The sequence below is a fragment of the Streptomyces sp. NPDC031111 genome (genome assembly GCF_055570675.1).
Map to the genome: position 1 here is coordinate 790604 of NZ_JBVIGS010000001.1, position 23800 is coordinate 814403.

The following is a 23800-nucleotide window of genomic DNA, read 5'->3' on the forward strand; positions in this document are numbered from 1 at the left end:
CTTCCGTCGTCGTGGGGTTACGGGATGCCGAAGGCCGCAGTATCGCGTGCCCTGCGCGGTCCACGCCACGGGTGGTGGGTGTGCCGGGGCCAGCCGCCTGCCGCGCCCTCCGCGGGCAGTCGTGCCTCCCCCAGTGCCTTAAGGGCCTGGGAGGTACCCCCAGGGCGATGGGGGCACCTCCCGCTCGAGCGAAGCCGAGAGTGGGGGAGGGTGGGCGCGACGGCACCCCGCAAGCGCCGGGCTGCGCGAACACCCCCCCCGGCCCACCCCAACGCGGGACACACTGCACGGCGCCGGGCAGCGCCAACCCACCCCCGGCCACCCCCACGCGGAGCGACCCCGCATCGCGGTCATATGTGAAGGGTTCGTACGAGATTCACGCGGGCATACAGATCGAGGACCGTGACTCCACCGCAGCGATTAACGTCTGATCCGGGAAGCACCCACATGAGCAGCCCCGGCCCGGGACCCTGACCCCGGACCGGGGCTCATGTGTGCCAACCAGGCCCCCGGGCGCCTCCCTACCGCACCCCGAACCCGTACACGGTCTCCGACCGGAACACCTCACCCGGCCTCAGCACCGTGCTGGGGAACTCCGGCCGGTTCGGCGAGTCCGGAAAGTGCTGAGTCTCCAGCGCGATCCCGTCACCGGCCGTGAACGGCTCCCCGATGTGATCCGCGGTGTACAGCTGCATCCCCGGCTCGGTGGTCGCCACCGTCAGCACCCGCCCCGACGCCGGGTCGTACAGCTCCGCGACCTCCTCGGGCACCGCCGTCACCCCCTTGTCGAGCACGAAGTTGTCGTCGTACCCCGTACCCGCCTTGCGTGCCTCGCGGAAGTCGAAGCGGGTGCCGGAGACGTCGGCGAGCTCACCGCTCGGGATCAGGTCCGCGTCGGACGGGGTGTAGCGGGAGGCCGCGAGCCGCAGCTCGTGCCCGGCCGCGCTGCCGGAGCCGGCCAGGTTCCAGTACGTGTGGTTCGTCAGGTTCACATGCGTCGGCGCGTCCGTCACCGCCTCGTACGCGATCCCCAGCGCGCCCCGCTCGTCCAGCGTGTACGTCACCGAGACCTCCAGACGGCCCGGGAAGCCCTCCTCGCCGTCCGCGCTGACCAGGGAGAGGCGCAGACCGTGCTCGACCGGGTCGACGGCCCACACCCGCTTGTCGAAGCCCCGCTCACCGCCGTGCAGCGAGTTCGGACCGTTGTTCGGGGCGAGCGTGTGGTCCCGCCCGGCCAGGGAGAAGCGGGCGCCGGCGATCCGGTTGGCGTACCGGCCGATCAGGGCGCCCAGGAAGGGTTCCGGGTGCCGGAGGTAGCCGTCCAGGTCGGGGAACCCCAGCACCACGTTCCCGGTCCGCCCGTCCCGGTCCGGCACCTCGACGTCCTGCACGATCCCGCCGTAGGACAGGATCCGTACCCGTACGCCCGCCCGTCGCAGGGTCCAACGGTGCACCGGAGTGCCGTCGGAAAGTGTGCCGAAGAGTTCGTTCATGTGCGAAACAATAAGTCACGGCTTCTTCGCCGTGACCGTGCGGTACGCGATCTCGGCCAGCTTGGACTGACCGTCGACACTGGGGTGGAACCAGTCCCAGTGGCTCAGCTGGTCCGTGCCGAAACGGTACTCGTACACCGCGCCGCCGTCGAAGCGGCAGCGGCGGTCCTCGGCGCACACCTCCTCCAGCACCTCGTTGTAGTCCTCCACCCGGTTGTGGACCGTCTCGCGCCGCAGGTTCGCCGCCGCGTCCAGGGCATCCGCGTCGCCCAGCATCGACGGGCAGATGCCCAGCTTCCACACCTGCTTGCCCAGCGCGTTGGTCCGCCCCTGAGACCACAGCCGCTTCAGATTCGGCACGCTCGCCACATACACCTGCGCCTTCGGCAGCGCCTCGCGCAGCGTGTCCATCGCCTCCTGGAAGTCGGCCCGGAAGTCCGCCACCGGGGTCATCGCCGACGTGGTGTCCCGGCAGGCGTCGTTCGCCCCCGCCATCACCGCCACCAGCTCAGGACCGCGCCGCACCGCCCGGGCCATCTGCCCCGGCAGATCCGCCATCCGGGCCCCGGTCACCGCGTAGTTCCAGCTCCGCTCGGCCGCCCCCGCCCGCCCCAGCAGCCGTACCGCGAGACTGTCCACCCGTTCGCTGCCGCCCGTGGCCCACGACACCTCGGGGCAGTCCGTCAGCACTGCGCACGCGTCGAAGCCGCGCGTGATGGAGTCGCCCACGGCGGCGACCGAGTCCGGGGCGGTGTCCCACACGGGCGTGGGTTTCGGGGCCGGCCGGGCCTTCTTCCCCTCCGTGCCCTTCGGGGCGGGGGAGTCACCGCCCACGGCGTCGCAGCCGGCCATCCCCAGCGCGGCGGCCGTCACCATGGCGAGCACCGCCCGTGATCGGGGCCTCCGCCTCCGCGTCGCCCGCTCCATCCGCCGCCTCCCCGCGCGTCGTGGTGTGTTCGTCCCCCAACCCTTAACAACGCACGAGGGTTCCCGCCCGCCCTGGACCCCCGTCCGGAAGGAACGTCCCACACCCGTACAGGCGTCCTGCCGGGTGAAAGACGCAGGTTTCCCGGCACCGGGACCGACGGTACGTCACACTCCTTGCGCCGTCGCACGGTAGCCTCGCCATCAACGTGGCCCGCCCGGGCCGCGGCCGTTCCGCCCGTTCCTAGACGACCCGCTCAGCCCGGAGGTTCCGGTGACGACTCGTGGAGTTCTGTACGTGCACTCCGCGCCGCGCGCGCTGTGCCCGCACGTCGAGTGGGCCGTCGCCGGGGTGCTCGGCACACGCGTCAGCCTGGACTGGATCCGCCAGCCCGCCGCCCCCGGCACCTGGCGCTCCGAGTTCTCGTGGCAGGGCCAGGCCGGCACCGCATCCAAACTCGCCTCCGCGCTGCGCGGCTGGCAGATGCTGCGCTTCGAGGTCACCGCCGAGCCCTGCCCCACCGCCGAGGGCGAGCGCTACAGCTGCACCCCCGACCTCGGCATCTTCCACGCCGTCACCGGCATCCACGGCGACATCCTCATCCCCGAGGACCGCCTCCGCGCCGCCCTGACCCGCTCCCGGACCGAAGAGACCAACCTCGAAGCGGAAATCGCCAAACTCCTCGGCAAGCCCTGGGACGACGAACTCGAACCCTTCAGATACGCAGGCGAGGGCGCCCCGGTCCGCTGGCTCCACCAGGTGGTCTGACCCGCCCCCGAAAGGGGCGCGGGGAACTGCGCAATGGGGGTCTGGGGGCGAAGCCCTCAGGAACGGGACGGGAAGGGGCGGCGGGGGCGAAAGAAACTCCCGGCGGAACCCACCACGCCCCCCCCACGACCGCGCCACACGGCAAAGGGCCCCCACCCAGAAGGCGGAAGCCCTTCACTCAGCCGACGGCCGCGGTCACACGGACCGGAACGCCAGCACCACGTTGTGCCCACCAAACCCGAACGAGTCGTTCAACGCGGCAATCCGCCCGTCCACGGGCAACTTCCGCGCCTCACCCCGGACAACATCCGCGCTCGCCTCGGCCTCGGGGTCGAGGTTGTCCACGTTGATGGTCGGCGGCGCCAGCCGGTGGTACAGCGCCAGCACCGTCGCGACGGACTCCACACCACCCGCGCCACCGAGCAGATGACCCGTCATCGACTTCGTCGCGGAGACCGCCATGTGGTCCGCGTCGTCACCGAACACCTTCCGCAGCGCCTTCAGCTCGGCGATGTCACCCGCCGGCGTCGAGGTCGCGTGCGCGTTGACGTGCACGATCTCCGCCGGGTCCAGATCCGTGCGGTCCAGCAGGTTCTGCAGGGCGTGCGAGATGCCACGCCCCTCCGGCTCCGGCTGCACGATGTCGTGCGCGTCGGCCGAGATGCCCTGGCCGACAGCCTCCGCGTAGACGCGGGCGCCGCGCGCGGCGGCGTGCTCGGCGGACTCCAGGACGATCACGCCCGCGCCCTCGCCCATGACGAAGCCGTCACGGGCCACGTCGTAGGGGCGCGAGGCGCCCTGCGGGTCGTCGTTGTTCTTGGACATCGCCATCATGTTGCCGAACGCGGCGATCGGCAGCGGGTGGATCGCCGCCTCCGTGCCACCCGCGACGACGACGTCGGCGCGGCCCGTACGGATCATCTCGATGGCGTAGCCGATGGCCTCCGCGCCCGAGGCGCAGGCCGAGACCGGGGTGTGCACGCCCGCGCGGGCGCCCACGGCCAGGCCCACGTTCGCCGAGGGGCCGTTCGGCATCAGCATGGGGACGGTGTGCGGGGAGACGCGGCGTACGCCCTTCTCCTTCAGCACGTCGTACTGGTCCAGCAGGGTCGTCACGCCGCCGATGCCGGAGGCGATGACCGCGCCGAGCCGGTCCGGGTCGACCTTCGGGTCCTCGCCGGCCCTGGCTTCGAACCCGGCGTCGGCCCACGCCTCCTTGGCCGCGATCAGCGCGAACTGCGCCGAGCGGTCCAGGCGGCGGGCCTGCGGCCGGGGGATGACCTCGGTGGGCTCCACGGCCACCGGGGCCGCGATACGGACCGCCTGCTCGGCGGCCCACTCCTGCTCCAGGGGCTTGACGCCGGAACGTCCGGCGACCAGGCCCTCCCAGGTAGAGGCCGCGTCGCCACCCAGCGGTGTGGTTGCGCCGATACCGGTGACGACCACGGTGCGATTGGTCGGGCTCATCGGAATTCTTTCTCCAACGGATTTACGAGGATTCGTACGGCGCCACCGCCGGGTGGCGGGGCCGGGGCTCCCGGCTCCTCCGGGCCTCCCTGACGGAAGGCCCGGCGGGGGCTCAGGCCTGGTGCTTGAGGATGTAGTCGGTCGCGTCGCCGACGGTCTTGAGGTTCTTGACGTCGTCGTCCGGGATCTTGACGTCGAAGCGCTCTTCGGCGGCGACGACGACCTCGACCATGGACAGCGAGTCGACGTCCAGGTCGTCGGTGAAGGACTTGTCCAGCTGGACGTCCTCAACCGGGATGCCGGCGATCTCGTTCACGATCTCCGCGAGACCGGCGACGATCTCTTCCTGAGTGGCGGCCATGATGGAGCTCCTTCTTTGTGATTCCAGCGGATGTGGCGTTTGCCTGTCGTACCGGACCCGATGATCCGGCACGGAGTGCCTAGGGGAGGGTAACGACCGTAGCGGCGTAGACGAGACCCGCCCCGAAGCCGATGACGAGCGCGGTGTCGCCGCTCTTCGCCTCGCCGGTCGCCAGAAGCCGCTCCATCGCGAGCGGAATCGAGGCGGCCGAGGTGTTGCCGGTGGTGCGGATGTCACGGGCGACCGTGACGTGCTCCGGCAGTTTCAGCGTCTTCACCATCGAGTCGATGATCCGCACATTGGCCTGGTGCGGGATGAAGACGTCCAGTTCGTCCGCGGTGATCCCGGCCGCGTCCAGCGCCTGCTGGGCGACCTTCGCCATCTCGAACACGGCCCAGCGGAACACCGCCTGGCCCTCCTGCGTGATCGCGGGGAACTTCTCGACGGTTCCGTCGCGGTAGTCCGTCCACGGCACGGTCTGCTTGATGGTCTCGGACTTGTCGCCCTCCGAGCCCCACACGGTCGGGCCGATCGCGGGCTCCTGGGACGGGCCCACGACCACCGCGCCCGCGCCGTCGCCGAACAGGAAGGCCGTGGCCCGGTCCTCCAGGTCGGTGAGGTCGCTCAGCCGTTCCACGCCGATGACCAGGACGTACTCCGCCGAACCCTCGACGACCATGCCCTTGGCGAGGGTGAGGGCGTAGCCGAAGCCGGCGCAGCCCGCGGAGATGTCGAAGGCGGCGGCCCTGTCCGTGCCCAGCCGGTCGGCGATCTCGGTCGCGATGGCCGGGGTCTGGCTGAAGTGCGAGACGGTCGAGACGACGACGGCACCGATCTGCGAGGCGTCGATCCCCGCGTCCGCGATCGCCTTGCCGGACGCCTCGATCGACATCGCGGCGACGGTCTCCTCGGGCGACGCCCAGTGCCGGGTCTCGATGCCGGAGCGGGAGCGGATCCACTCGTCGGACGAGTCGATCGTCTCGAGGATCACCTCGTTCGGCACGACCCGGGTGGGACGGTAACCGCCCACGCCTAGGATGCGCGCGTACGGGGCGCCCTTGCTGGGCTTGATCTTCGCCATGCGGGTGGGCTCCTTAAGGCGATCAGGCGGTGTGCTCCGCGATGAGCTCGCGGGCCGCTTCGAGGTCGGCGGGGGTCTTCAGGGCCAGCGTGGGGACGCCGGGCAGGGCGCGCTTGGCGAGGCCGGTCAGGGTGCCGCCGGGGCAGACCTCGAGGAGGGCGGTGACGCCGAGCTCCTTGAAGGTCTCCATGCACAGGTCCCAGCGGACCGGGTTGGCGACCTGGCCGACCAGGCGCTGAAGCACCTCGGCACCGGTCGCGACCGCCTTGCCGTCCTTGTTCGACACATAGGTGACCTTCGGGTCGCCCGGCGTCAGGGCCTCGGCGGCCTTCGCCAGGGTGTCGACCGCGGGGCCCATGTGGTGCGTGTGGAAGGCGCCCGCGACCTGGAGCATCACGACCCGGCGCACGCCCTCGGGCTTGTCCGACTCCAGCGCGGCGAGCTGCTCCTTGGTGCCGGCTGCGACGATCTGGCCCGCCCCGTTGATGTTCGCCGGGGTCAGGCCCAGCTTCTCCAGGTGCGGAACCGTCACTTCGGGGTCGCCGCCGAGCAGCGCCGCCATGCCGGTCTCGGTGATCGCGGCGGCGTCGGCCATGGCCAGACCCCGCTTGCGGACCAGGGAGAGCGCGGCGGTGTCGTCGAGGACACCCGCGAGGGCGGCGGCGGTGATCTCACCGACGCTGTGACCGGCGACCGCGCCCGGCGTGACGGCACCCAGTGCCGAGGCGGACAGCAGACCGGCCGCGACCAGCAGCGGCTGGGCGACGGCCGTGTCGCGGATCGCGTCCGCGTCGGCCTTGGTGCCGTAGTGGGCGAGGTCGAGTCCGATGGCGTCGGACCACGCGGCGACGCGGTCCGCGGCACCGGGGAGGTCGAGCCATTCAGTCAGGAAGCCGGGCGTCTGGGCGCCCTGGCCGGGAGCGACGAGTACGAGCACTCTCACACTCTCTCTTGGGGACGGCCACGGCCGCCCGTGGGGACAAGGACGAAGAACAGCAGGGGGTTTTGTGGGGCCCCGACAAACGCTAGGGCTGAAGATCGCCGTCGGCCAGACGTCCCAGGATCAGCGCGATCCGCAGCGTGAAAGCGGAGCGTACATCGGAAGGTGACCATCCGGTGACGTCAGTCACACGTCGGAGCCGGTAGCGGACGGTATTGGGGTGAACGAACAGCATCCGCGCCGCGCCCTCGAGGCTGCTCGCCTGCTCGAGATAGACACTGAGCGTCTCCAGCAGCGCCGCCCCGGCCTCCTCCAGCGGTCTGTAGATCTCCTCCACCAACTGCTCCCGGGCGGAGGGGTCGCCGGCGATCGCCCGCTCCGGAAGCAGATCGTCCGCGAGCACCGGGCGCGGCGCGTCCTGCCAGGCGGAACAGGCCTTCAGGCCCGCCGCGGCGGCCTGCGCGGACCGGGTCGCGGCCAGCAGGTCCGGCACCACCGGGCCCGCCACCACCGGGCCCGCCGCATACGGTCCGATCAGCGACTTGGCGACCCCGAGCGGGTTGTCGCTGCCGCCCGCGATCACCACGAGCCGGTCGCCGAGCACCCCGGTCAGCACCTGGAGCTTGGCGTGCCGGGCGGCCCGCCGGATGGCCTCCACGGTCAGCTCCGAGTCCCCGTCGGGCGCGGTGCCCAGCACCACGCACACATGTTCGGGGGAGTTCCATCCCAGTGCGGCGGCCCGCGACACCGCCCCCTCGTCGGCCTCTCCGCTGAGCACCGCGTTCACCACCAGGGACTCCAGACGCGCGTCCCAGGCACCCCGTGCCTCGGCGGCCTGGGCGTACACCTGGGCGGTGGCGAAGGCGATCTCACGGGCGTACACGAGGAGCGCCTCGCGCAGCACGCTCTCGTCGCCGGGCGCCGCCACCTCGTCGATGGCGGACTCCATGACCTCGATGGTGGTGCGCACCATCTCCACGGTCTGCCGCAGCGTGATCGCCCTGGTCAGCTCGCGCGGCGCGGTGCCGAAGACATCGGTGGAGATGGCCTGCGGCGCGTCCGGGTGCCGGAACCACTCGGTGAAGGCGGCGATGCCCGCCTGGGCGACCAGGCCGATCCAGGAACGATTCTCTGGGGGCATGGCCCGGTACCAGGGCAGCGTCTCGTCCATCCGCGCGATCGCCTGCGCGGCGAGGCTGCCGGACGACTTCTCCAGTCGCTTCAGCGTCGCGGAGTGCGGATGGGCGGGGCGTGCGGCGGCTTGGTTGGTGCTGGTTTCGGGTTCGGGCACGGGACAAGACTGCCTTATCGGGACGGCCGCGCGTGTCGGCGGGTCTACGGTGGACGACGTGATGGACGTACGGCGCGCGCACGAGCGCTATCAGGGCGGCGATCCGGCGGCCGGAATCGAGACGCGGCACGCCTTCTCCTTCGGCCCCCACTACGACCCGGACAACCTGCGCTTCGGCGCGGTGATCGCCTGCAACGAGGAGCGGCTGGCACCCGGTGCCGGCTTCGACGAGCACCCGCACAGCCACACCGAGATCGTGACGTGGGTGGTCGAGGGCGAGCTGACCCACCGCGACTCGGCGGGCCACGAGAGCGTGGTCCGCCCCGGCGACGTACAGCGCCTGAGCGCCGCGTCCGGCGTCCGCCACGTGGAGCGCAACGCCGGCCCCGCCCCCCTGACCTTCCTCCAGATGTGGCTGGCCCCCCTGGAGCCCGGCGGCGAGCCGTCCTACGAGATCGTCCGCGGCATAGCGGACTCCACCCCGTACGCCCTCCCGGAGGCGGGCGCGATGCTCCACGTACGCCGCCTGGCGGCGGGGGAGCGGACCGCCGTACCGGACGCCGCGTACGTGTACGCCCATGTGGTACGGGGCCACATCCGCCTGGACGACGAGGAACTGGCACCGGGCGACGCGGCCCGCATCACGGACGCGAAGGACATCGAGGCACTCGCCGCGAACACACCGGCGGAACTGCTGCTGTGGGAGATGCGGGGCTTCTAGCCGACGGCGCCACCGACGGCTGCCCCGAGTTGCCCGTGCGGGCGGTCAGCGACGGGCTCGGTGAAGGTGGGCGTGGGCTGGTGATCGTGGACGCGGTGACCGACCGGTGGGGTGTCGTCGTCCGCCCCGACGGACGGGGCAGGACGGTGTGGTTCGGGGTCGGGGTCAGCCGCGCAGTTCTGTCAGGACCGCGTCCGTGAACGGGGGCCAGGCCTCGATCGCCCAGGGGCCGAAGGCGCGGTCGGTGAGGGATGTGCAGGCTACGCCCGCGTCCGGGTCCATCCAGAGGAACGTGCCCGACTGGCCGAAGTGGCCGAAGGTGCGCGGGGAGGACGAAGTGCCGGTCCAATGCGGGGACTTGGAGTTGCGGATCTCGAAGCCGAGACCCCAGTCGTTGGGGTTCTGGTGGCCGTAGCCCGGCAGGACGCCCTTGGTGCCCGGGTACTGGACCGTCATCGCCTCGGCGACCGTGCGCGGGTCCAGCAGGCGCGGCGCCAGCACCTCGGCGGCGAAGCGCAGGAGGTCGTCCACCGTGGAGACGCCGTCCTTCGCGGGGGAGCCCTCCAGGGAGGTCCCGGTCATGCCCAGCGGCTCCAGCACCGCCTGGCGCAGATACTCGCCGAACGGGATCTCCGTCGCCTTCGCGACATGGTCGCCCAGCTGCTCGAAACCGGCGTTGGAGTACAGCCGCCGCTCACCCGGTGCCGAGGTCACCCTGTGCTCGTCGAAGGCGAGCCCCGAGGTGTGGGCGAGCAGGTGCCGGACCGTCGAGCCCTCCGGGCCCGCCGGCTCGTCCAGCTCGATCGCGCCCTCCTCGTACGCCACGAGCACCGCGTACGCCGCCAGCGGCTTGGTGACCGAGGCCAGCGGGAAGCGGTGGCCGGCCGGGCCGTGGGTGCCCAGGACGGTGCCGTCCGCCCGGACGACACCCGCCGCGGCGGTGGGAACCGGCCAGTTCTCGATCAGTGCGAGGCTCTTCAGCGACATGCCGTCGAGCCTAAGCGCTCAGAGCCTCAGCTCCAGCAACGGGTCCGGCTTCGGCCGGAAGCCCAGCGCCACGTACAGCGGTTCGGCCTGCGCGGACGCGGTGAGGCGGACCCGCCGGGCGCCGCGCTCCCGGAACCACTCCAGCAGCGCCTCCACACAGGCACGCGCGTACCCGCGCCGCCGCGCGTCCGGGTCGGTGGCGACGCTGAAGACGTAGCCGTCGACGCCGTACGGGTTGTGGGCACCGCCGATGCGGTAGTCGAGCGTGCCCGCCACCAGCGCCGCCAGCGCGCCCGGCCGCTCCGGATGGTCCACGACGAACGCCGCGAACGTGCCCTCCGGCTCGGACAGCCTGCCGCGCAGCACGGGCAGGGACTCGGCGTGCCACGCGGTGGACGGGTCGGACCGGGCCATCGAATCGATCATCACCTGACGCAGACGCAGCACTTCCTCCGCGTCCCTGGGCGTCGCACGGCGTACGAAGGTCATGACCGCACGCTAATGAGCCAACGGCCGCGCGTCCCACCCATTTCTCACCGTTGTCGCTTGCTTGGAGTGCACTCCAGCGTTCTAGCGTGGAGGCCATGACGGTGACGGAGACGGAGACCACAGGGACCAGCGCCGACACCTGCGCCGGACCGCCGCAGGGGAACCGCCGGCCGGACGGCGAGGACAAGTACACGATCAGCGAGGTCGTCGCCCTCACCGGGCTGACGGCGCACACCCTGCGCTGGTACGAGCGCATCGGGCTGATGCCGCACATCGACCGGTCCCACACCGGCCAGCGCCGCTACAGCAACCGCGACCTCGACTGGCTCGCCCTCGTCGGCAAGCTCCGTCTGACCGGGATGCCGGTCGCGGACATGGTGCGGTACGCGGAGCTGGTCCGTGCGGGCGACCACACGTACACGGAGCGTTTCGAACTGCTCCAGCAGACCCGCGAGGACGTACTGTCCCGGATCGCCGAACTCCAGGGCACGCTCGCCGTGCTCGACCGGAAGATCAGTTTCTACGCGGACGCCGGGCGCGCCCTGGCCTCGGAGAGGACACGATGACCAACGGTAAGGACGGCCGCATCGGTACGGCGGCGCTGGGCGAGGGCGGACCCCTGGTGGGCGTGCAGGGCCTCGGCTGCATGGGCATGAGCTTCGCCTACGGCCCCGTGGACGCGGACGCCTCCCGGGCGACCCTGGAGCGGGCCCTGGAACTCGGCGTCACGCTCTACGACACGGCGGACGCGTACGGCGCGGGGGACAACGAGCGTTTCCTCGCCCCCTTCTTCAAGGCGCACCGGGACGAGGTGGTCATCGCCACCAAGTTCGCCCTGTCGATCCCGCCGGACGACCCGACCCGGCGGATCATCCGCAACGACGCGCCGTACATCCGCGAGGCCGTCGAGGCGAGCCTGAAGCGCCTCGACGTCGACGTGATCGACCTCTACTACATGCACCGGCGCGATGTGAACGTGCCGATCGAGGAGACCGTCGGCGTCATGGCCGAGCTGGTGCGCGAGGGCAAGGTCAAGCAGCTGGGCCTCAGCGAGGTCACGGCCGACGAACTGCGGGCCGCGCACGGTGTGCACCCGATCGCCGCCGTCCAGTCGGAGTGGTCGCTGTTCAGCCGGGACATCGAGGCGAGGGTCGTACCGGCCGCGCGCGAACTGGGCGTGACCCTCGTCCCGTACTCGCCGCTGGGACGAGGCTTCCTGACCGGCTCCTTCGCCAACGCCGACCAGGATCTCACCGCCGACGACTTCCGCCGCCAGATGCCCCGCTTCACGGGCACCAACGCGACGGCCAACGCGGCCCTGCTGGAGCCGGTCCGCACGGTGGCCGAGGCCCACGACGCCTCCCTCGGCCAGATCGCCCTGGCCTGGGTCCACCAACAGGCGGCGGTCCACAACCTCCCGGTCGTCCCGATCCCCGGCACCCGCAAGCCGACGAGGGTGGAGGAGAACACCAAGGCGACGCACATCACCCTCACCGACGCCGAACTGTCCCTGCTGGAACCCATCGCCGAAAAGGTCGCGGGCCCCCGCTACAGGGACATGACGTTCACGTCCGCAGGCCGGGAGTGAAACGCGCCCCGAAGGGGCGCGGGGAACTGCGCGAGCAACCCAGGACGGCCTTGAGCCGAAACACAACCGCCCCCGGCACCCCCTAAAGCTCCGAAAGCAACTCCGCCTTCTTGGAGGAGAACTCCTCATCGGTCACAAGACCGGCCTGATGAAGCTCCCCCAAGTGCCGGATCCGCTCGGCGATATCCGCGGGGTCACGGCGCGCCCGCGCCGTGGACACCGCCGCCACCGGCGCACAGTTCCGCACCGCCGCCAGCACCGCCGCAGCGAACGGCAGCGACTCGTGCACGGGCCCGTACCCCAGCCCGAACACCACCGCCGCCGGATCCTGGTCGGCCTGACCGGCGGGCGCCCCGGCGTCCCGCCGGTGCAGCCGCAGATGCCCCTCGAACACCTCCGGTGACCGCCACTCCACCCCGCTCAACTCACCCACCGGGAAACGCTGGTCGCCGGCCTTCCACTTCGCCGACGAGGCGCCCGTCCAGAACCACCGGAAGGACACCGCCGTACCGTCGAAGGTCGCCTTCCCGTCGTACGCCTTGAACTGGAGCGGCGCCTCCGGAGGCGCGACCAGATGGCGTTCGGCGGGCCCCGACTCGGTGAGCTGTGCGCGCAGTTCGTCGGCGTAGTACTCGGCGAGCGTCTCCCGTTCGGCGGGCAGCACCAGCCGGTAGGGGTCGCTGCTCTCCTTCAACTGCCCGGCGGCCGCCTCCATCAGCGGATCGGCGCCGGGGCGCAGCTCGGCCCGCAGGACCACGGTCCCGCGCTTGCCGGGCGTGAGGGTGATCCCCTCCACCGCCTCCAGCGGAACGCGCCGTTCGCCGAGCGCCTGGAACAGCTTGGGTGTTCGAATCCCCCGTTCGTAACGGATGAGCACGGAGTCGGACTCGAACTCCCAGGCGGCATGAAATCCGGCCAGTACGTCACCCATGCGGCTCATCGTATGCGGCACGAGCTTCTTCGTCCCCTCCCCACGCATACCGCAGTATCTCCGCCTCTACGCGCGTCCGGTAGTGGTCGTACCGGACAAACCCGCACGGCAGACGTCGTCCTCGTCCGCACAGGAGACCGCGCGGTATGCGCCAACACCGATCTCGGCGAAGTTCCGCAGACTGTCCGTACCCGGTTGGAAGTATCCGGCGTGCCCCTTCGCCTCCCGCGCCGACAGCACCCGCGCCCCGAATCCCGCCGCCACCGGATCGGCGCCGTGACCCAGACCGCCGAGCTCCAGGTACGGCACGTCCTGGATCCAGTCGTCGGCGTCCCGCATCGCCCAGACCCGGGCGGTGGTGTGCAGATGGGCGGCCTTCTCGACCCGCATGCCGGGGCTGCCGGCCACCGCGATGTCGGCCACCCGGTCCGGCAGCGAGTGCGCGGCGACCCCGCACACCACGGAGCCGTAGCTGTGGCAGAACAGCGAGACCGGGGCCCTGCCGGGCAGCCCGCGCAGCATCGCGTCCAGCCGCAGCGCACCCTCCTCGGCGCGCATCGCCGTGGCCGCGTCCATGCCGAGCCCGCTGGGCGCGGTGTAGTCGGCCCACGCGATCACCGCCGTACGGGTCGAGGGAGCAGTCTCGCGCTCGGCCGCGTACAGGGCCTTCGCCATGCCGACGGGGGCCGAGAACTCGCGCCGCGTGCGCTGGAAGGTGAGCAGATCGGTGTCGACGCCGGGGACGACGACCGAGACCCGCTCGGCCCCGCGCAGATCGCCGAAGACCTCGGCGACCCGGCCGGAGCCCGCCGGGTCGAAGGCGAGGATCTTGCGGCCGGGTTGCATCAGCGCCTCGAGGCGGTTCATCCGGCGGCCGGCCTGATGCTGGCCCGAGGCGGTGAGCCGTTTGTCGTGCAGGCGTTTGATCTCGACCTCACGGGCCTGCCCCAGCGCGATGCGGTTGGCGCGGTAGCGCAGCTGGACCGGCGCGCCGTTCATGTTGCCGACCGCCAGCGGATAGCGGCGGGCGAGACTCGCACGCTGCCCCTCGGTGAGGGAGGCGAAGAACCGGGCCAGCCGCGCGGGCGCCGACTGCGGGTCAGGCAGCCGGTGGCCCGCTATCCGGCCCTGCTCCCAGGCGCTGAGCGATGCCTGGAGCGGAGCGGGGTGGCGCTGGTGCCGCAGCGCCGTCCAGCCGGTGGTCGCCAGCATCACGAAGACGACGGCGAGCGCGAGCAGCGCGCGCCAGACGTTCAGTTGCGGGGAGGTGTCGAAGGAAGTCACTGGAAGGACACACTAGGAGAACGGGAGTGTCTCGCGTGAATCAAGTGACCGGGATCACGTTTCGTGGTGTCGGTTCGGGGATCAATCCGTACGCCAGTTCCCCACCAGCGCCGGTCCCACATGGTCCAGGCAGGTCGTCATCAGGTCCCGCATGGCGGTGACGCCGAGGTCGTCCCCGGCCGACCAGAGCCGCTCCGCCACGCGGATCACCCCGCCGAACGCGGCCACCAGGATCCTCGGCCGGGGATCGGCGTCCATGTCGAGCCCCTCGCGCTCGGCGATGATCCGCGCCAGCTCCTCCTCCAGCTCCGTCGCCCGGCGCAGATGGGCAGCGAGCAGGGCGGGCGTCGACTCGATCACCCGGTAAACGCGCATGTGCAGCTCCAGCGGGACGAGCTGCTCGACGGCCTCGTTGATCTCGTCCCAGCTGTCCAGGACGGCCCGGCGCAGCGCGTCCAGCGGTGCCTCGTCCGGCGGCCGGGCCCGTGCGGCCTCGACGACGTACGACTCCGCGAGCCGGGGGACGAAGAAGGCCACCTCCTCCTTGCTGGCGAAGTAGCGGAAGAAGGTGCGCTGCGAGACGTCGACGGCCGCCACGATGTCGTCGACGGTCGTCCCCTCGTACCCGCGCGTGGCGATCAGCTCCAGCGCGGCCCGGAGCAGCGCGTCCCGGGTGCGCTGCTTCTTGCGCTCCCGCAGGCCCGGCCGCGGCGACGCACCCACGACGGTCCCGGCCGTCTCCATTGCTCCTCCTCGAACTGTTTCCCCAGTTCAGGCTATAGGCGTATGTCGTGTCAGTTACCGACTAGTGAATTGGTTTGTCAACTGTCAGTGGCTGTCACTAGCCTCGAACGCATGACTAGTCAGACCACCATCGACAAGACGGGGCCGGGGGACGGCACGCCGGCCGCCCCGTCGGACGGGACCCCGGACAAGGGGTTGCGCGGGCACCCCTGGTTCACCCTCATCACTGTTGCCGTGGGCGTCATGATGGTGGCCCTGGACGGCACCATCGTGGCCATCGCGAACCCGGCCATCGCCAGCGACCTGGGCGCCACCTTCGCCGAGGTCCAGTGGATCACCAACGCGTACTTCCTCGCCCTCGCGGTCTCCCTGATCACCGCGGGCAAGCTCGGTGACCGCTTCGGGCACCGGCAGACCTTCCTCATCGGCGTCGTCGGCTTCGCCGCGGCCTCGGGCGCCATCGGTCTGTCCGACAGCATCGCGCTGGTCATCACCTTCCGCGTGTTCCAGGGCCTGTTCGGCGCGCTGCTGATGCCGGCCGCGCTCGGGCTGCTGCGGGCCACGTTCCCCGCCGAGAAGCTCAACATGGCGATCGGCATCTGGGGCATGGTCATCGGTGCCTCCACCGCGGGCGGCCCGATCCTCGGCGGTGTCCTCGTCGAGCACGTCAACTGGCAGTCGGTGTTCTTCATCAACGTGCCGGTCGGCGTCCTCGCCGTCGCGCTCGGCGCGTGGATCCTGCTCGACCACCGCGCGGAGAACGCCCCGCGCTCCTTCGACGTGCTCGGCATCGCCCTGCTGTCGGCCGCGATGTTCTGCCTCGTGTGGGCCCTGATCAAGGCCCCGGAATGGGGCTGGGGCGACGGCAAGACCTGGGGCTTCATAGCCGTCTCGGTGATCGGCTTCCTGCTGTTCGCGTTCTGGGAGACGAAGGTCAAGGAGCCGCTGATCCCGCTGGGGCTCTTCCGTTCCGTCCCGCTGTCCGCGGGTGTCGTGCTGATGGTCCTGATGGCCATCGCCTTCATGGGCGGCCTGTTCTTCGTCACCTTCTACCTTCAGAACGTGCACGGCATGAGCCCGGTCGACGCCGGTCTGCACCTGCTCCCGCTCACCGGCATGATGATCGTCGGCTCCCCGCTCGCGGGCGCGATGATCACCAAGGTCGGTCCGCGCATCCCGCTGGCCGGCGGCATGGTGTGCACCGCGCTCGCCATGTACGGGATGTCGACGCTGGAGACGGACACCGGCAGCGGTGTGATGTCGCTCTGGTTCGCGCTGCTCGGTCTCGGTCTCGCGCCGGTCATGGTCGGCGCCACCGAGGTCATCGTCGGCAACGCGCCGATGGAGCTCTCCGGTGTCGCCGGTGGTCTCCAGCAGGCCGCGATGCAGATCGGCGGCAGCCTCGGTACGGCCGTGCTGGGTGCCGTGATGGCCTCCAAGGTGGACAGCGATCTCGAGGGCAACTGGGCGAAGGCCGGACTCCCGCCGCTCACCCCGGAACAGGCCGGTCAGGCCTCCGAGGCCGTGCAGGTCGGTGTGGCGCCGGTCGAGAAGGGCACGCCCGAGGCCATCGCCACGAAGATCACCGACGTCGCCCACGACACCTTCATCTCCGGCATGAGCCTGGCGTCCCTGGTCGCCGCCGGAGTGGCCGCCGTGGCGGTGCTGGTCGCCTTCCTCACCAAGCGCGGTGAGAACGCGGAGGCGGGCGCGGGCGTCGGCCACATCTGACGGACCGTCGCCACGGACGGCCACCACGGCCGTCCGTACGGCGTGAATTCACCGCGTAAGCTGGGGTACCCGCCATGTCAACCAACCCATCAGGGAGTTGATGATGGCGAGCTTCGGACACGGAACGCGCAGGCACCCCCGCTCACGTGGCCGGACGTGGTCACGGACCGGGCAGGATCGCGCGACGCTCGGAATCGTCGGAGTCATCTGCGCGGTCGCCGGCTTCTTCGTGCTGGGGATCGTTCTCGGCCCGGTGGCGATCGTCTGCGGCTGGCTCGCCATGGGCGGTCGCTGGGCGGGCCCCCGCCCGGTACCGGCCGTGGTCGCCCTGGTCCTGGGCGCCATCGACACGCTCCTGGCCGTCATCTGGCTGGCCGGAGCGAGCACTTCGGGTTACGGCATGTTCTGACCCGGAGCACCACGGAACGGGCCCCCGGCGCGATACCGGGGGCTCACCCGTGTCACCGCCGCTCCTCGACCGGCGCCGGCGCCCGCAGCGCCGCTACCTCCGCCCGCAGGGCGCGGACCTCCTCCGTCAGCGTCTCGATGGCCGCCGTCTGCCGACGCTCCTCCGCGTCGTCCATCTCGAACCGCGCGATGAACCAGGCCGCGATGTTCGCGGTGACGACACCGAGCAGCGCGATCCCGGAGAGCATCAGCCCGATGGCCAGTATCCGGCCCAGCCCGGTGGTCGGTGCCATGTCGCCGTACCCGACGGTGGTCATCGTCGTGAACGCCCACCACACGGCGTCCCCCAGTGAGTGGATGGACGCCCCCGGCTTGCCCCGCTCCACCTCCAGCACGGCCAGCGCGCCGAAGACCAGCAGCCCCAGACAGCAGCCCGCGACATACGTGGTGACCCGGATCTGCGAGGCCAGACGTGCCCGCTGCCCGGCGAGCAGCAACAGCGACACCAGCCGGAGCAGCCGCAGCGGCTGGATCAGCGGCAGGACGACCGCGAGCAGCGCCAGCGGGTTGCCGCGCACGAAACGCATCCGGTCCTCGCTCAGCCACAGCCGGACCAGGTAGTCGACGGTGAACGCGGCCCACACCCCCCAGTTCACGGCGTGGCAGGTGGTCAGCACGGACCGCGGGGCGTCCGGGGACACGATCGGGAGGGCGTAGGCGATGGCGAAGAGGACGGCCAGCGCCATCAAGGGCGCTTGGGTGCGCCGCTCCCAGCGGTCCCGTGCAGTCGGTTCGGACATGGGGGAATGGTAAAGAACGCCGGACGACGACCCGTGGGCCGCCGTCCGGCGTCCACGCCGTGGCGTGATCCCTACGCGTCGCCGCCCGCCACGCCCGGATCGGCCGCGGCCACGTCCAGCAGCTGGTACCGGTCGATCGCCTGCTTCAGTACCGACCGGTCGAGGTGCCCCTCGCGCGCCAGCTCCGTCAGCACCGCCACCACGATCGACTGCGCGTCGATGTGGAAGAACCGCCGGGCCGCCCCCCGCGTGTCCGCGAACCCGAACCCGTCCGCGCCCAGCGACTGGTACGTCCCCGGCACCCACCGCGCGATCTGGTCCGGCACCGACCGCATCCAGTCGGACACCGCCACCACCGGTCCCTGCGCCGCGGCCAGCTTCCGCGTCACGTACGGCGTCCGCTGCTCCTCCTCCGGGTGCAGCAGATTGTGCCGCTCGCAGTCCACAGCCTCGCGCCGCAGCTCGTTCCAGGAGGTCGCCGACCAGACGTCCGCCTTGACGTTCCACTCCTCGGCGAGGATCTTCTGCGCCTCGATGGCCCACGGCAGCGCGACCCCGGACGCCAGGATCTGCGCCGGGAGCGAGCCCGCCGTGCCCTCGCTGAAGCGGTAGAGGCCCTTGACGATGCCCTCCGCGTCGACGTTCTCCGGCTCGGCGGGGTGCTGGATCGGCTCGTTGTACACGGTCAGGTAGTAGAAGACGTCCTCGCCGTGCGGGTGCTCCTCGTCGCCGCCGTACATCCGGCGCAGCCCGTCCTGCACGATGTGCGCGATCTCGAAGCCGAACGCCGGGTCGTACGCGACGCACGCCGGGTTCGTGGAGGCCAGCAGCTGTGAGTGGCCGTCCGCGTGCTGGAGGCCCTCGCCGGTCAGCGTCGTACGCCCGGCCGTCGCGCCCAGGACGAAACCGCGCGCCATCTGGTCGGCCATCTGCCAGAACTGGTCACCGGTGCGCTGGAAACCGAACATCGAGTAGAAGACGTACACCGGGATGAGCGGCTCGCCGTGGGTGGCGTAGGCCGATCCGGCGGCGATCAGCGAGGCCGTGCAGCCGGCCTCGGAGATGCCGTCGTGCAGCATCTGGCCGTTCGGCGCCTCCTTGTAGGCGAGCAGCAGCTCCCGGTCCACGGCCTCGTACTGCTGACCGAGCGGGTTGTAGATCTTCGCGCTCGGGAAGAACGAGTCCATGCCGAACGTGCGGTACTCGTCCGGCGCGATCAGCACGAAACGCCTGCCGATCTCCTTGTCCCGCATGAGGTCCTTGAGCAGCCGGACGAAGGCCATGGTCGTCGCGATCGACTGCTGCCCGGAGCCCTTCTTCACGGTCGCGTACGTCTTGTCGTCGGGCAGCCGCAGGGGCTTCGACCGCACCACCCGCGTCGGCACGTACCCGCCGAGCGACTTGCGGCGGTCGTGCATGTACTGCATCTCCTCCGTGTCCGGCCCCGGGTGGTAGTAGGGCGGCGGACCGGACTCGAGGTCCTTGTCGGAGATCGGCAGGTGCAGCCGGTCCCGGAAGTGCTTGAGGTCGTCGACCGTCAGCTTCTTCATCTGGTGCGTGGCGTTGCGGCCCTCGAAGTTCGGGCCCAGCGTCCAGCCCTTGATCGTCTTCGCGAGGATCACCGTCGGCTGGCCCTTGTGCTCGAGGGCCGCCTTGTACGCCGCGTAGATCTTGCGGTGGTCGTGACCGCCGCGCCCCAGGTGCAGGATCTGGTCGTCGGTCATGCCCTCGACCATCGCGCGCAGCCGGTGGTCGTCGCCGAAGAAGTGGTCGCGGATGTACGTGCCGGACTCGGTGGCGTACGTCTGGAACTGGCCGTCCGGTGTGATGTTCATCTTGTTGACCAGGACACCGTCGCGGTCCTGGGCCAGCAGCGGGTCCCAGGTGCGGTCCCAGATCAGCTTGATCACGTTCCAGCCGGCGCCCCGGAAGACCGACTCCAGCTCCTGGATGATCTTGCCGTTGCCGCGCACCGGGCCGTCCAGCCGCTGGAGGTTGCAGTTGACGACGAAGGTCAGGTTGTCCAGGCCCTCGCGCGCCGCGAGCGTCAGCTGGCCCAGCGACTCCGGCTCGTCCATCTCGCCGTCGCCGAGGAACGCCCACACGTGCGACTTCGACGTGTCCGCGATCTCACGCGCGTGCATGTAGCGGTTCATCCGCGCCTGGTAGATCGCGCCGATCGGGCCCAGCCCCATCGACACGGTCGGGAACTCCCAGAAGTCCGGCATCAGCCGCGGGTGCGGATACGACGACAGCGCGTACGGCGCCTTCGACTTCTCCTGGCGGAAGCCGTCGAGGTGCCGCTCGCTCAGCCGGTCCAGCAGATACGCGCGGGCGTAGATGCCGGGGGAGGCGTGGCCCTGGAAGAAGACCTGGTCGCCGCCGTCGCCCTCGTCCTTGCCGCGGAAGAAGTGGTTGAAGCCCACGTCGTACAGCGACGCCGAGGAGGCGAACGTGGCGATGTGGCCGCCGACACCGATGCCCGGGCGCTGGGCGCGGGAGACCATCACCGCGGCGTTCCACCGGGTGGCGTTGAGGATCTTGCGCTCGATCTCCTCGTTGCCCGGGAAGAACGGCTCGGCACGGGTCGGGATCGTGTTGACGTAGTCCGTGCTGCGCATCTCGGGCACGGCCACGCGCTTCTCGCGGGCACGTTCGATCAGTCGCAGCATCAGATAGCGGGCCCGCTCCCGGCCGCGCTCGTCGACCGCGGCGTCGAGGGAGTCGAGCCACTCCTGCGTCTCCTCGGGGTCGAAGTCAGGAACCTGACTCGGGAGGCCGCCAATGATGATCGGATTGCGATCGGATGCGGAAGCCACGCTGTTCCTTACCTGTCAGAGGGCCGTGAGACGGGCCGCTGTTCTGCCGGTACGGCCCGGATTGCGCCGATCCCCATGGTCCACCTCGGGGCCGTCGGCGTCATCTCTACCGGGAGGTAATCCGCGGTCGCGGCCAGTACGGTGTGCACGGGGCTCGTCCATTCGAGTCTTCGCACATACAGACGGTTCCCAAAGGGCCAAACGGGGCAGAAAGGTGTGGTGTGCGTCACTTCAGGCCATGATGGTGTGCCTGGAGTTGCGGTGACCCGGCCAGGATCGTCACCGTTTCGGCGGTCTCCACGGCCGGGTACTTGCGCGATCCGTCCCGCCCGTGTGGACTACGGCCAATGCTTCGCGCACGCGCGTGGCTGAGTTATTCCCAAGACATGATCAGGAGGCAACCCGTGAGCGCGACCGCGGACCACGCGGAGGAGCGGACGAACCCTGCCGCCAGGCTGGGGTTCCAGCCCGGGCAGGTGGTCCAGGAGATCGGCTACGACGACGACGTCGACCAGGAGCTCCGCGAGGCCATTGAGGGCGTCATCGAGAGCGACCTCGTCGATGAGGACTACGACGACGTGGCCGACGCCGTTGTGCTGTGGTTCCGCGACGACGACGGCGACCTGACGGATGCGCTGGTGGATGCCACCACGTACATCGAAGAGGGCGGCGCGATCCTGCTGCTGACGCCGAAGACCGGCCGTTCGGGGTATGTGGAGCCGAGCGACATCTCGGAAGCCGCCACCACGGCCGGCCTGACGGCGTCCAAGAGCGTCAGCGTCGGCAAGGACTGGAGCGGCAGCCGGCTGGCGACCCCGAAGGCGGCGAAGTCCAAGCGGTGACCCACCCGCGGACGGGCCGGCCGCGCAGCGCGTCGGCCCGTCCGTCGGCCTGTCGTACTCCCTGCGTAGGGTGGTCGGAGCGATCCACCCCGAAGGGATGAACACGACGATGGCGATCCAGGTCGGCGACAAGGCCCCCGACTTCGAACTCAAGGACAACCACGGCGCCACCGTGAAGCTGTCCGACTTCCGCGGGCGGAAGAACGTGGTGCTGCTCTTCTACCCGTTCGCCTTCACCGGAGTGTGCACCGGCGAGCTCTGCGAGGTCCGGGACAACCTGCCGCGGTTCTCCGACCGCGACACCCAGGTCCTCGCCGTCTCCAACGACTCCATCCACACCCTGCGCGTCTTCGCCGAGCAGGAGGGCCTGGAGTACCCGCTGCTCAGCGACTTCTGGCCGCACGGCAACGTCTCGCGCGCCTACGGCGTCTTCGACGAGGACAAGGGGTGCGCCGTGCGCGGGACGTTCATCATGGACAAGGAGGGCGTCGTGCGCTGGACCGTCGTCAACGGTCTGCCGGACGCCCGTGACCTGAACGAGTACGTCAAAGCGCTCGACACCCTGTGATCCGGCCCGACACCCTGTGATTCTTCGGCCGCGGGGCCTGCGGCCGTCGGGAACCCGTCACTAGGATCGAGTCGTTGATCCGACATCCAACGCACTACGGGGCTTCCCGCCCCTGGACACCAATGGAGGACTCGTGGGAGTCAGCCTCAGCAAGGGCGGCAACGTATCGCTGACCAAGGAGGCGCCGGGCCTGACCGCGGTCATCGTCGGTCTGGGGTGGGACATCCGCACCACGACCGGAACCGACTTCGACCTCGACGCCAGCGCGCTGCTCCTGAACAGCAGCGGCAAGGTCGCCAGTGACGCGCACTTCATCTTCTTCAACAACCTGAAGAGCCCGGACGGCTCGGTGGAGCACACCGGCGACAACCTCACCGGTGAGGGCGAGGGCGACGACGAGCAGATCAAGATCAACCTCGCCGGAGTCCCCGCCGACATCGAGAAGATCGTCTTCCCGGTCTCCATCTACGACGCCGAGAACCGCCAGCAGTCCTTCGGCCAGGTGCGCAACGCGTTCATCCGCGTCGTCAACCAGGCCGGTGAGGCCGAGATCGCCCGTTACGACCTGAGCGAGGACGCCTCCACCGAGACCGCCATGGTCTTCGGTGAGCTGTACCGGCACGGCGCGGAGTGGAAGTTCCGCGCCATCGGCCAGGGCTACGCCTCGGGCCTGCGCGGCATCGCGCAGGACTTCGGTGTGAACGTCTGAGACGGTCACACCCGAGCCCGGCCGCCTCGCACGGCCGCACTCTCCGGCGCCGCACGGTTTACGTGCGGCGCCGGACGCGCAGGACCACCTGAGAAACATCACCCGGAGGGGGACCAGCATCATGGGCGTCACGCTTGCCAAAGGGGGAAACGTCTCCCTGTCCAAGGCCGCACCGAACCTCACCAAGGTGATGGTCGGGCTCGGCTGGGACGCGCGCTCCACGACCGGAGCCGACTTCGACCTCGACGCCAGCGCGCTGATGTGCAACGGCGGCCGGGTCATGGGGGACGAGTGGTTCGTCTTCTACAACCAGCTCAAGAGCCCGGACGGCTCGGTGGAGCACACCGGTGACAACCTCACCGGCGAGGGCGACGGCGACGACGAGTCCCTGCTGGTCGACCTCTCCGCGGTGCCGGCCCAGTGCGACAAGATCGTCTTTCCGGTCTCCATCCATATGGCCGACGAGCGCGGCCAGACGTTCGGCCAGGTCAGCAACGCCTTCATCCGTGTGGTGAACCAGGCGGACGGCCAGGAACTCGCCCGCTACGACCTGAGCGAGGACGCCTCCACCGAGACCGCGATGATCTTCGGTGAGCTCTACCGCTACCAGGGCGAGTGGAAGTTCCGTGCCGTGGGGCAGGGGTACGCGTCGGGGCTGCGCGGCATCGCTCTAGACTTCGGAGTCAACGTTTCGTAAAGCCGACTACGGCAGCGGGGGAGACCCGTACACACACCTGGGGTAGCCAGTGGTTCTGAAAACCTTCGGCTGGTCGTTCGCGGTCACCGCGCTCGGCCTGGTCGCAGCGGTCCTCTTCGGGGGGTGGACCGCCTTCGGCATCGTGGCGATCCTCTC

The 23800-nt window shown here is 70.4% G+C and carries 24 protein-coding genes; 10 read left to right on the plus strand and 14 right to left on the minus strand.

The window, feature by feature from the left end:
- Positions 1 to 521: 521 nt before the first annotated feature.
- Together ACZ470_RS03500 and ACZ470_RS03505 are read right to left on the minus strand one after the other, a co-directional pair.
- Positions 522 to 1493 carry an aldose epimerase family protein gene (locus ACZ470_RS03500; protein ID WP_468423986.1) on the minus strand — a complete coding sequence of 324 codons (972 nt, stop codon included), beginning with the start codon at positions 1491 to 1493 and terminating at the stop codon, positions 522 to 524.
- Between the two features lie 15 nt (positions 1494 to 1508).
- Positions 1509 to 2369 carry an SGNH/GDSL hydrolase family protein gene (locus ACZ470_RS03505; protein WP_468423987.1) on the minus strand — a complete coding sequence of 287 codons (861 nt, stop codon included), beginning with the start codon at positions 2367 to 2369 and terminating at the stop codon, positions 1509 to 1511.
- Positions 2370 to 2691: 322 nt separating this feature from the next.
- Between ACZ470_RS03505 and ACZ470_RS03510 the strand changes: the two genes are divergently transcribed.
- Positions 2692 to 3186, plus strand: a complete 495-nt coding sequence (locus ACZ470_RS03510) for a DUF3145 domain-containing protein (RefSeq protein WP_468423988.1) — start codon at positions 2692 to 2694, stop codon at positions 3184 to 3186.
- Between the two features lie 195 nt (positions 3187 to 3381).
- On the opposite strand, the gene fabF is transcribed toward ACZ470_RS03510, so the two are convergent.
- The 5 genes from fabF to fasR form a co-directional block, all read right to left on the minus strand.
- Positions 3382 to 4653, minus strand: coding sequence for a beta-ketoacyl-ACP synthase II (fabF, locus tag ACZ470_RS03515; protein WP_468423990.1), 1272 nt, complete (start codon positions 4651 to 4653; stop codon positions 3382 to 3384).
- A gap of 112 nt (positions 4654 to 4765) precedes the next feature.
- Entirely contained in the window at positions 4766 to 5014 is a 249-nt protein-coding gene (locus tag ACZ470_RS03520; protein WP_004931691.1) for an acyl carrier protein, read from the minus strand.
- A 79-nt stretch (positions 5015 to 5093) separates the two neighbouring features.
- Complete coding sequence (locus ACZ470_RS03525; RefSeq protein ID WP_468423991.1) at positions 5094 to 6095, minus strand: beta-ketoacyl-ACP synthase 3; 1002 nt, start codon at positions 6093 to 6095, stop codon at positions 5094 to 5096.
- 22 nt (positions 6096 to 6117) lie between these two features.
- Positions 6118 to 7032, minus strand: coding sequence for an ACP S-malonyltransferase (locus ACZ470_RS03530; protein ID WP_468423992.1), 915 nt, complete (start codon positions 7030 to 7032; stop codon positions 6118 to 6120).
- A gap of 88 nt (positions 7033 to 7120) precedes the next feature.
- Positions 7121 to 8326, minus strand: a complete 1206-nt coding sequence (gene fasR, locus ACZ470_RS03535; RefSeq protein ID WP_468423993.1) for a fatty acid biosynthesis transcriptional regulator FasR — start codon at positions 8324 to 8326, stop codon at positions 7121 to 7123.
- A 61-nt stretch (positions 8327 to 8387) separates the two neighbouring features.
- Here fasR and ACZ470_RS03540 point away from each other — a divergent pair, with 61 nt between their 5' ends.
- A complete protein-coding gene (locus ACZ470_RS03540) occupies positions 8388 to 9047 on the plus strand; it encodes a pirin family protein (RefSeq protein WP_468424060.1) in 660 nt (219 codons plus the stop codon).
- A 165-nt stretch (positions 9048 to 9212) separates the two neighbouring features.
- Here the strand turns inward: ACZ470_RS03540 and ACZ470_RS03545 are convergent, their stop codons facing one another.
- Both ACZ470_RS03545 and ACZ470_RS03550 read right to left on the minus strand, forming a co-directional pair.
- Positions 9213 to 10034, minus strand: coding sequence for a serine hydrolase domain-containing protein (locus ACZ470_RS03545; protein ID WP_468423995.1), 822 nt, complete (start codon positions 10032 to 10034; stop codon positions 9213 to 9215).
- An 18-nt stretch (positions 10035 to 10052) separates the two neighbouring features.
- Positions 10053 to 10523, minus strand: coding sequence for a GNAT family N-acetyltransferase (locus tag ACZ470_RS03550; RefSeq protein ID WP_468423996.1), 471 nt, complete (start codon positions 10521 to 10523; stop codon positions 10053 to 10055).
- A gap of 101 nt (positions 10524 to 10624) precedes the next feature.
- Between ACZ470_RS03550 and ACZ470_RS03555 the strand changes: the two genes are divergently transcribed.
- Both ACZ470_RS03555 and ACZ470_RS03560 read left to right on the plus strand, forming a co-directional pair.
- A complete protein-coding gene (locus tag ACZ470_RS03555; protein WP_468424061.1) occupies positions 10625 to 11089 on the plus strand; it encodes a MerR family transcriptional regulator in 465 nt (154 codons plus the stop codon).
- Positions 11086 to 12111, plus strand: a complete 1026-nt coding sequence (locus ACZ470_RS03560) for an aldo/keto reductase (RefSeq protein WP_468423998.1) — start codon at positions 11086 to 11088, stop codon at positions 12109 to 12111. Before ACZ470_RS03555 ends, ACZ470_RS03560 begins: the two co-directional genes overlap by 4 nt.
- A gap of 82 nt (positions 12112 to 12193) precedes the next feature.
- On the opposite strand, the gene ACZ470_RS03565 is transcribed toward ACZ470_RS03560, so the two are convergent.
- The 3 genes from ACZ470_RS03565 to ACZ470_RS03575 form a co-directional block, all read right to left on the minus strand.
- On the minus strand, positions 12194 to 13042 hold the full coding sequence (locus ACZ470_RS03565; protein ID WP_468424000.1) for a DUF4429 domain-containing protein: 849 nt from the start codon (positions 13040 to 13042) through the stop codon (positions 12194 to 12196).
- Positions 13043 to 13108: 66 nt separating this feature from the next.
- The gene (locus tag ACZ470_RS03570) at positions 13109 to 14326 is read right to left on the minus strand and encodes an alpha/beta hydrolase (protein WP_468424002.1); all 1218 of its coding nucleotides are present in this window, start codon (positions 14324 to 14326) and stop codon (positions 13109 to 13111) included.
- Between the two features lie 81 nt (positions 14327 to 14407).
- Positions 14408 to 15070 (minus strand): TetR family transcriptional regulator, encoded by a 663-nt coding sequence (locus ACZ470_RS03575; protein WP_468424003.1) that lies wholly within the window; start codon positions 15068 to 15070, stop codon positions 14408 to 14410.
- A 111-nt stretch (positions 15071 to 15181) separates the two neighbouring features.
- Between ACZ470_RS03575 and ACZ470_RS03580 the strand changes: the two genes are divergently transcribed.
- Positions 15182 to 16801, plus strand: a complete 1620-nt coding sequence (locus ACZ470_RS03580) for an MFS transporter (protein ID WP_468424005.1) — start codon at positions 15182 to 15184, stop codon at positions 16799 to 16801.
- 100 nt (positions 16802 to 16901) lie between these two features.
- Entirely contained in the window at positions 16902 to 17210 is a 309-nt protein-coding gene (locus ACZ470_RS03585) for a small hydrophobic protein (protein ID WP_468424007.1), read from the plus strand.
- Between the two features lie 52 nt (positions 17211 to 17262).
- On the opposite strand, the gene ACZ470_RS03590 is transcribed toward ACZ470_RS03585, so the two are convergent.
- Both ACZ470_RS03590 and aceE read right to left on the minus strand, forming a co-directional pair.
- Positions 17263 to 18009 carry a potassium channel family protein gene (locus ACZ470_RS03590; protein WP_468424009.1) on the minus strand — a complete coding sequence of 249 codons (747 nt, stop codon included), beginning with the start codon at positions 18007 to 18009 and terminating at the stop codon, positions 17263 to 17265.
- Between the two features lie 71 nt (positions 18010 to 18080).
- Positions 18081 to 20828, minus strand: a complete 2748-nt coding sequence (gene aceE / locus ACZ470_RS03595; RefSeq protein ID WP_468424011.1) for a pyruvate dehydrogenase (acetyl-transferring), homodimeric type — start codon at positions 20826 to 20828, stop codon at positions 18081 to 18083.
- A gap of 404 nt (positions 20829 to 21232) precedes the next feature.
- On the opposite strand from aceE, the gene ACZ470_RS03600 reads away from it, so the two are divergent.
- The 4 genes from ACZ470_RS03600 to ACZ470_RS03615 all read left to right on the plus strand — a co-directional run bounded on the left by ACZ470_RS03600 (position 21233) and on the right by ACZ470_RS03615 (position 23644).
- Entirely contained in the window at positions 21233 to 21670 is a 438-nt protein-coding gene (locus tag ACZ470_RS03600) for a DUF3052 domain-containing protein (protein WP_167530103.1), read from the plus strand.
- A 109-nt stretch (positions 21671 to 21779) separates the two neighbouring features.
- The gene (locus ACZ470_RS03605; protein WP_468424063.1) at positions 21780 to 22238 is read left to right on the plus strand and encodes a peroxiredoxin; all 459 of its coding nucleotides are present in this window, start codon (positions 21780 to 21782) and stop codon (positions 22236 to 22238) included.
- Positions 22239 to 22371: 133 nt separating this feature from the next.
- The gene (locus ACZ470_RS03610; RefSeq protein WP_030859518.1) at positions 22372 to 22947 is read left to right on the plus strand and encodes a calcium homeostasis/redox stress adaptation protein; all 576 of its coding nucleotides are present in this window, start codon (positions 22372 to 22374) and stop codon (positions 22945 to 22947) included.
- A 121-nt stretch (positions 22948 to 23068) separates the two neighbouring features.
- Positions 23069 to 23644, plus strand: coding sequence for a TerD family protein (locus ACZ470_RS03615; RefSeq protein WP_468424014.1), 576 nt, complete (start codon positions 23069 to 23071; stop codon positions 23642 to 23644).
- Positions 23645 to 23800: the final 156 nt, after the last annotated feature.

Coding starts and splice junctions, on each gene's coding strand:
- ACZ470_RS03500 (WP_468423986.1), bottom strand. CDS start 1,493: ATGAACGAACTCTTCGGCACACTTTCCGACGGCACTCCGGTGCACCGT.
- ACZ470_RS03505 (WP_468423987.1), bottom strand. CDS start 2,369: ATGGTGACGGCCGCCGCGCTGGGGATGGCCGGCTGCGACGCCGTGGGC.
- fabF (WP_468423990.1), bottom strand. CDS start 4,653: ATGAGCCCGACCAATCGCACCGTGGTCGTCACCGGTATCGGCGCAACC.
- ACZ470_RS03520 (WP_004931691.1), bottom strand. CDS start 5,014: ATGGCCGCCACTCAGGAAGAGATCGTCGCCGGTCTCGCGGAGATCGTG.
- ACZ470_RS03525 (WP_468423991.1), bottom strand. CDS start 6,095: ATGGCGAAGATCAAGCCCAGCAAGGGCGCCCCGTACGCGCGCATCCTA.
- ACZ470_RS03540 (WP_468424060.1), top strand. CDS start 8,388: ATGGACGTACGGCGCGCGCACGAGCGCTATCAGGGCGGCGATCCGGCG.
- ACZ470_RS03545 (WP_468423995.1), bottom strand. CDS start 10,034: ATGTCGCTGAAGAGCCTCGCACTGATCGAGAACTGGCCGGTTCCCACC.
- ACZ470_RS03550 (WP_468423996.1), bottom strand. CDS start 10,523: ATGACCTTCGTACGCCGTGCGACGCCCAGGGACGCGGAGGAAGTGCTG.
- ACZ470_RS03560 (WP_468423998.1), top strand. CDS start 11,086: ATGACCAACGGTAAGGACGGCCGCATCGGTACGGCGGCGCTGGGCGAG.
- ACZ470_RS03565 (WP_468424000.1), bottom strand. CDS start 13,042: ATGGGTGACGTACTGGCCGGATTTCATGCCGCCTGGGAGTTCGAGTCC.
- ACZ470_RS03575 (WP_468424003.1), bottom strand. CDS start 15,070: ATGGAGACGGCCGGGACCGTCGTGGGTGCGTCGCCGCGGCCGGGCCTG.
- ACZ470_RS03580 (WP_468424005.1), top strand. CDS start 15,182: ATGACTAGTCAGACCACCATCGACAAGACGGGGCCGGGGGACGGCACG.
- ACZ470_RS03585 (WP_468424007.1), top strand. CDS start 16,902: ATGATGGCGAGCTTCGGACACGGAACGCGCAGGCACCCCCGCTCACGT.
- ACZ470_RS03590 (WP_468424009.1), bottom strand. CDS start 18,009: ATGTCCGAACCGACTGCACGGGACCGCTGGGAGCGGCGCACCCAAGCG.
- ACZ470_RS03605 (WP_468424063.1), top strand. CDS start 21,780: ATGGCGATCCAGGTCGGCGACAAGGCCCCCGACTTCGAACTCAAGGAC.
- ACZ470_RS03615 (WP_468424014.1), top strand. CDS start 23,069: ATGGGCGTCACGCTTGCCAAAGGGGGAAACGTCTCCCTGTCCAAGGCC.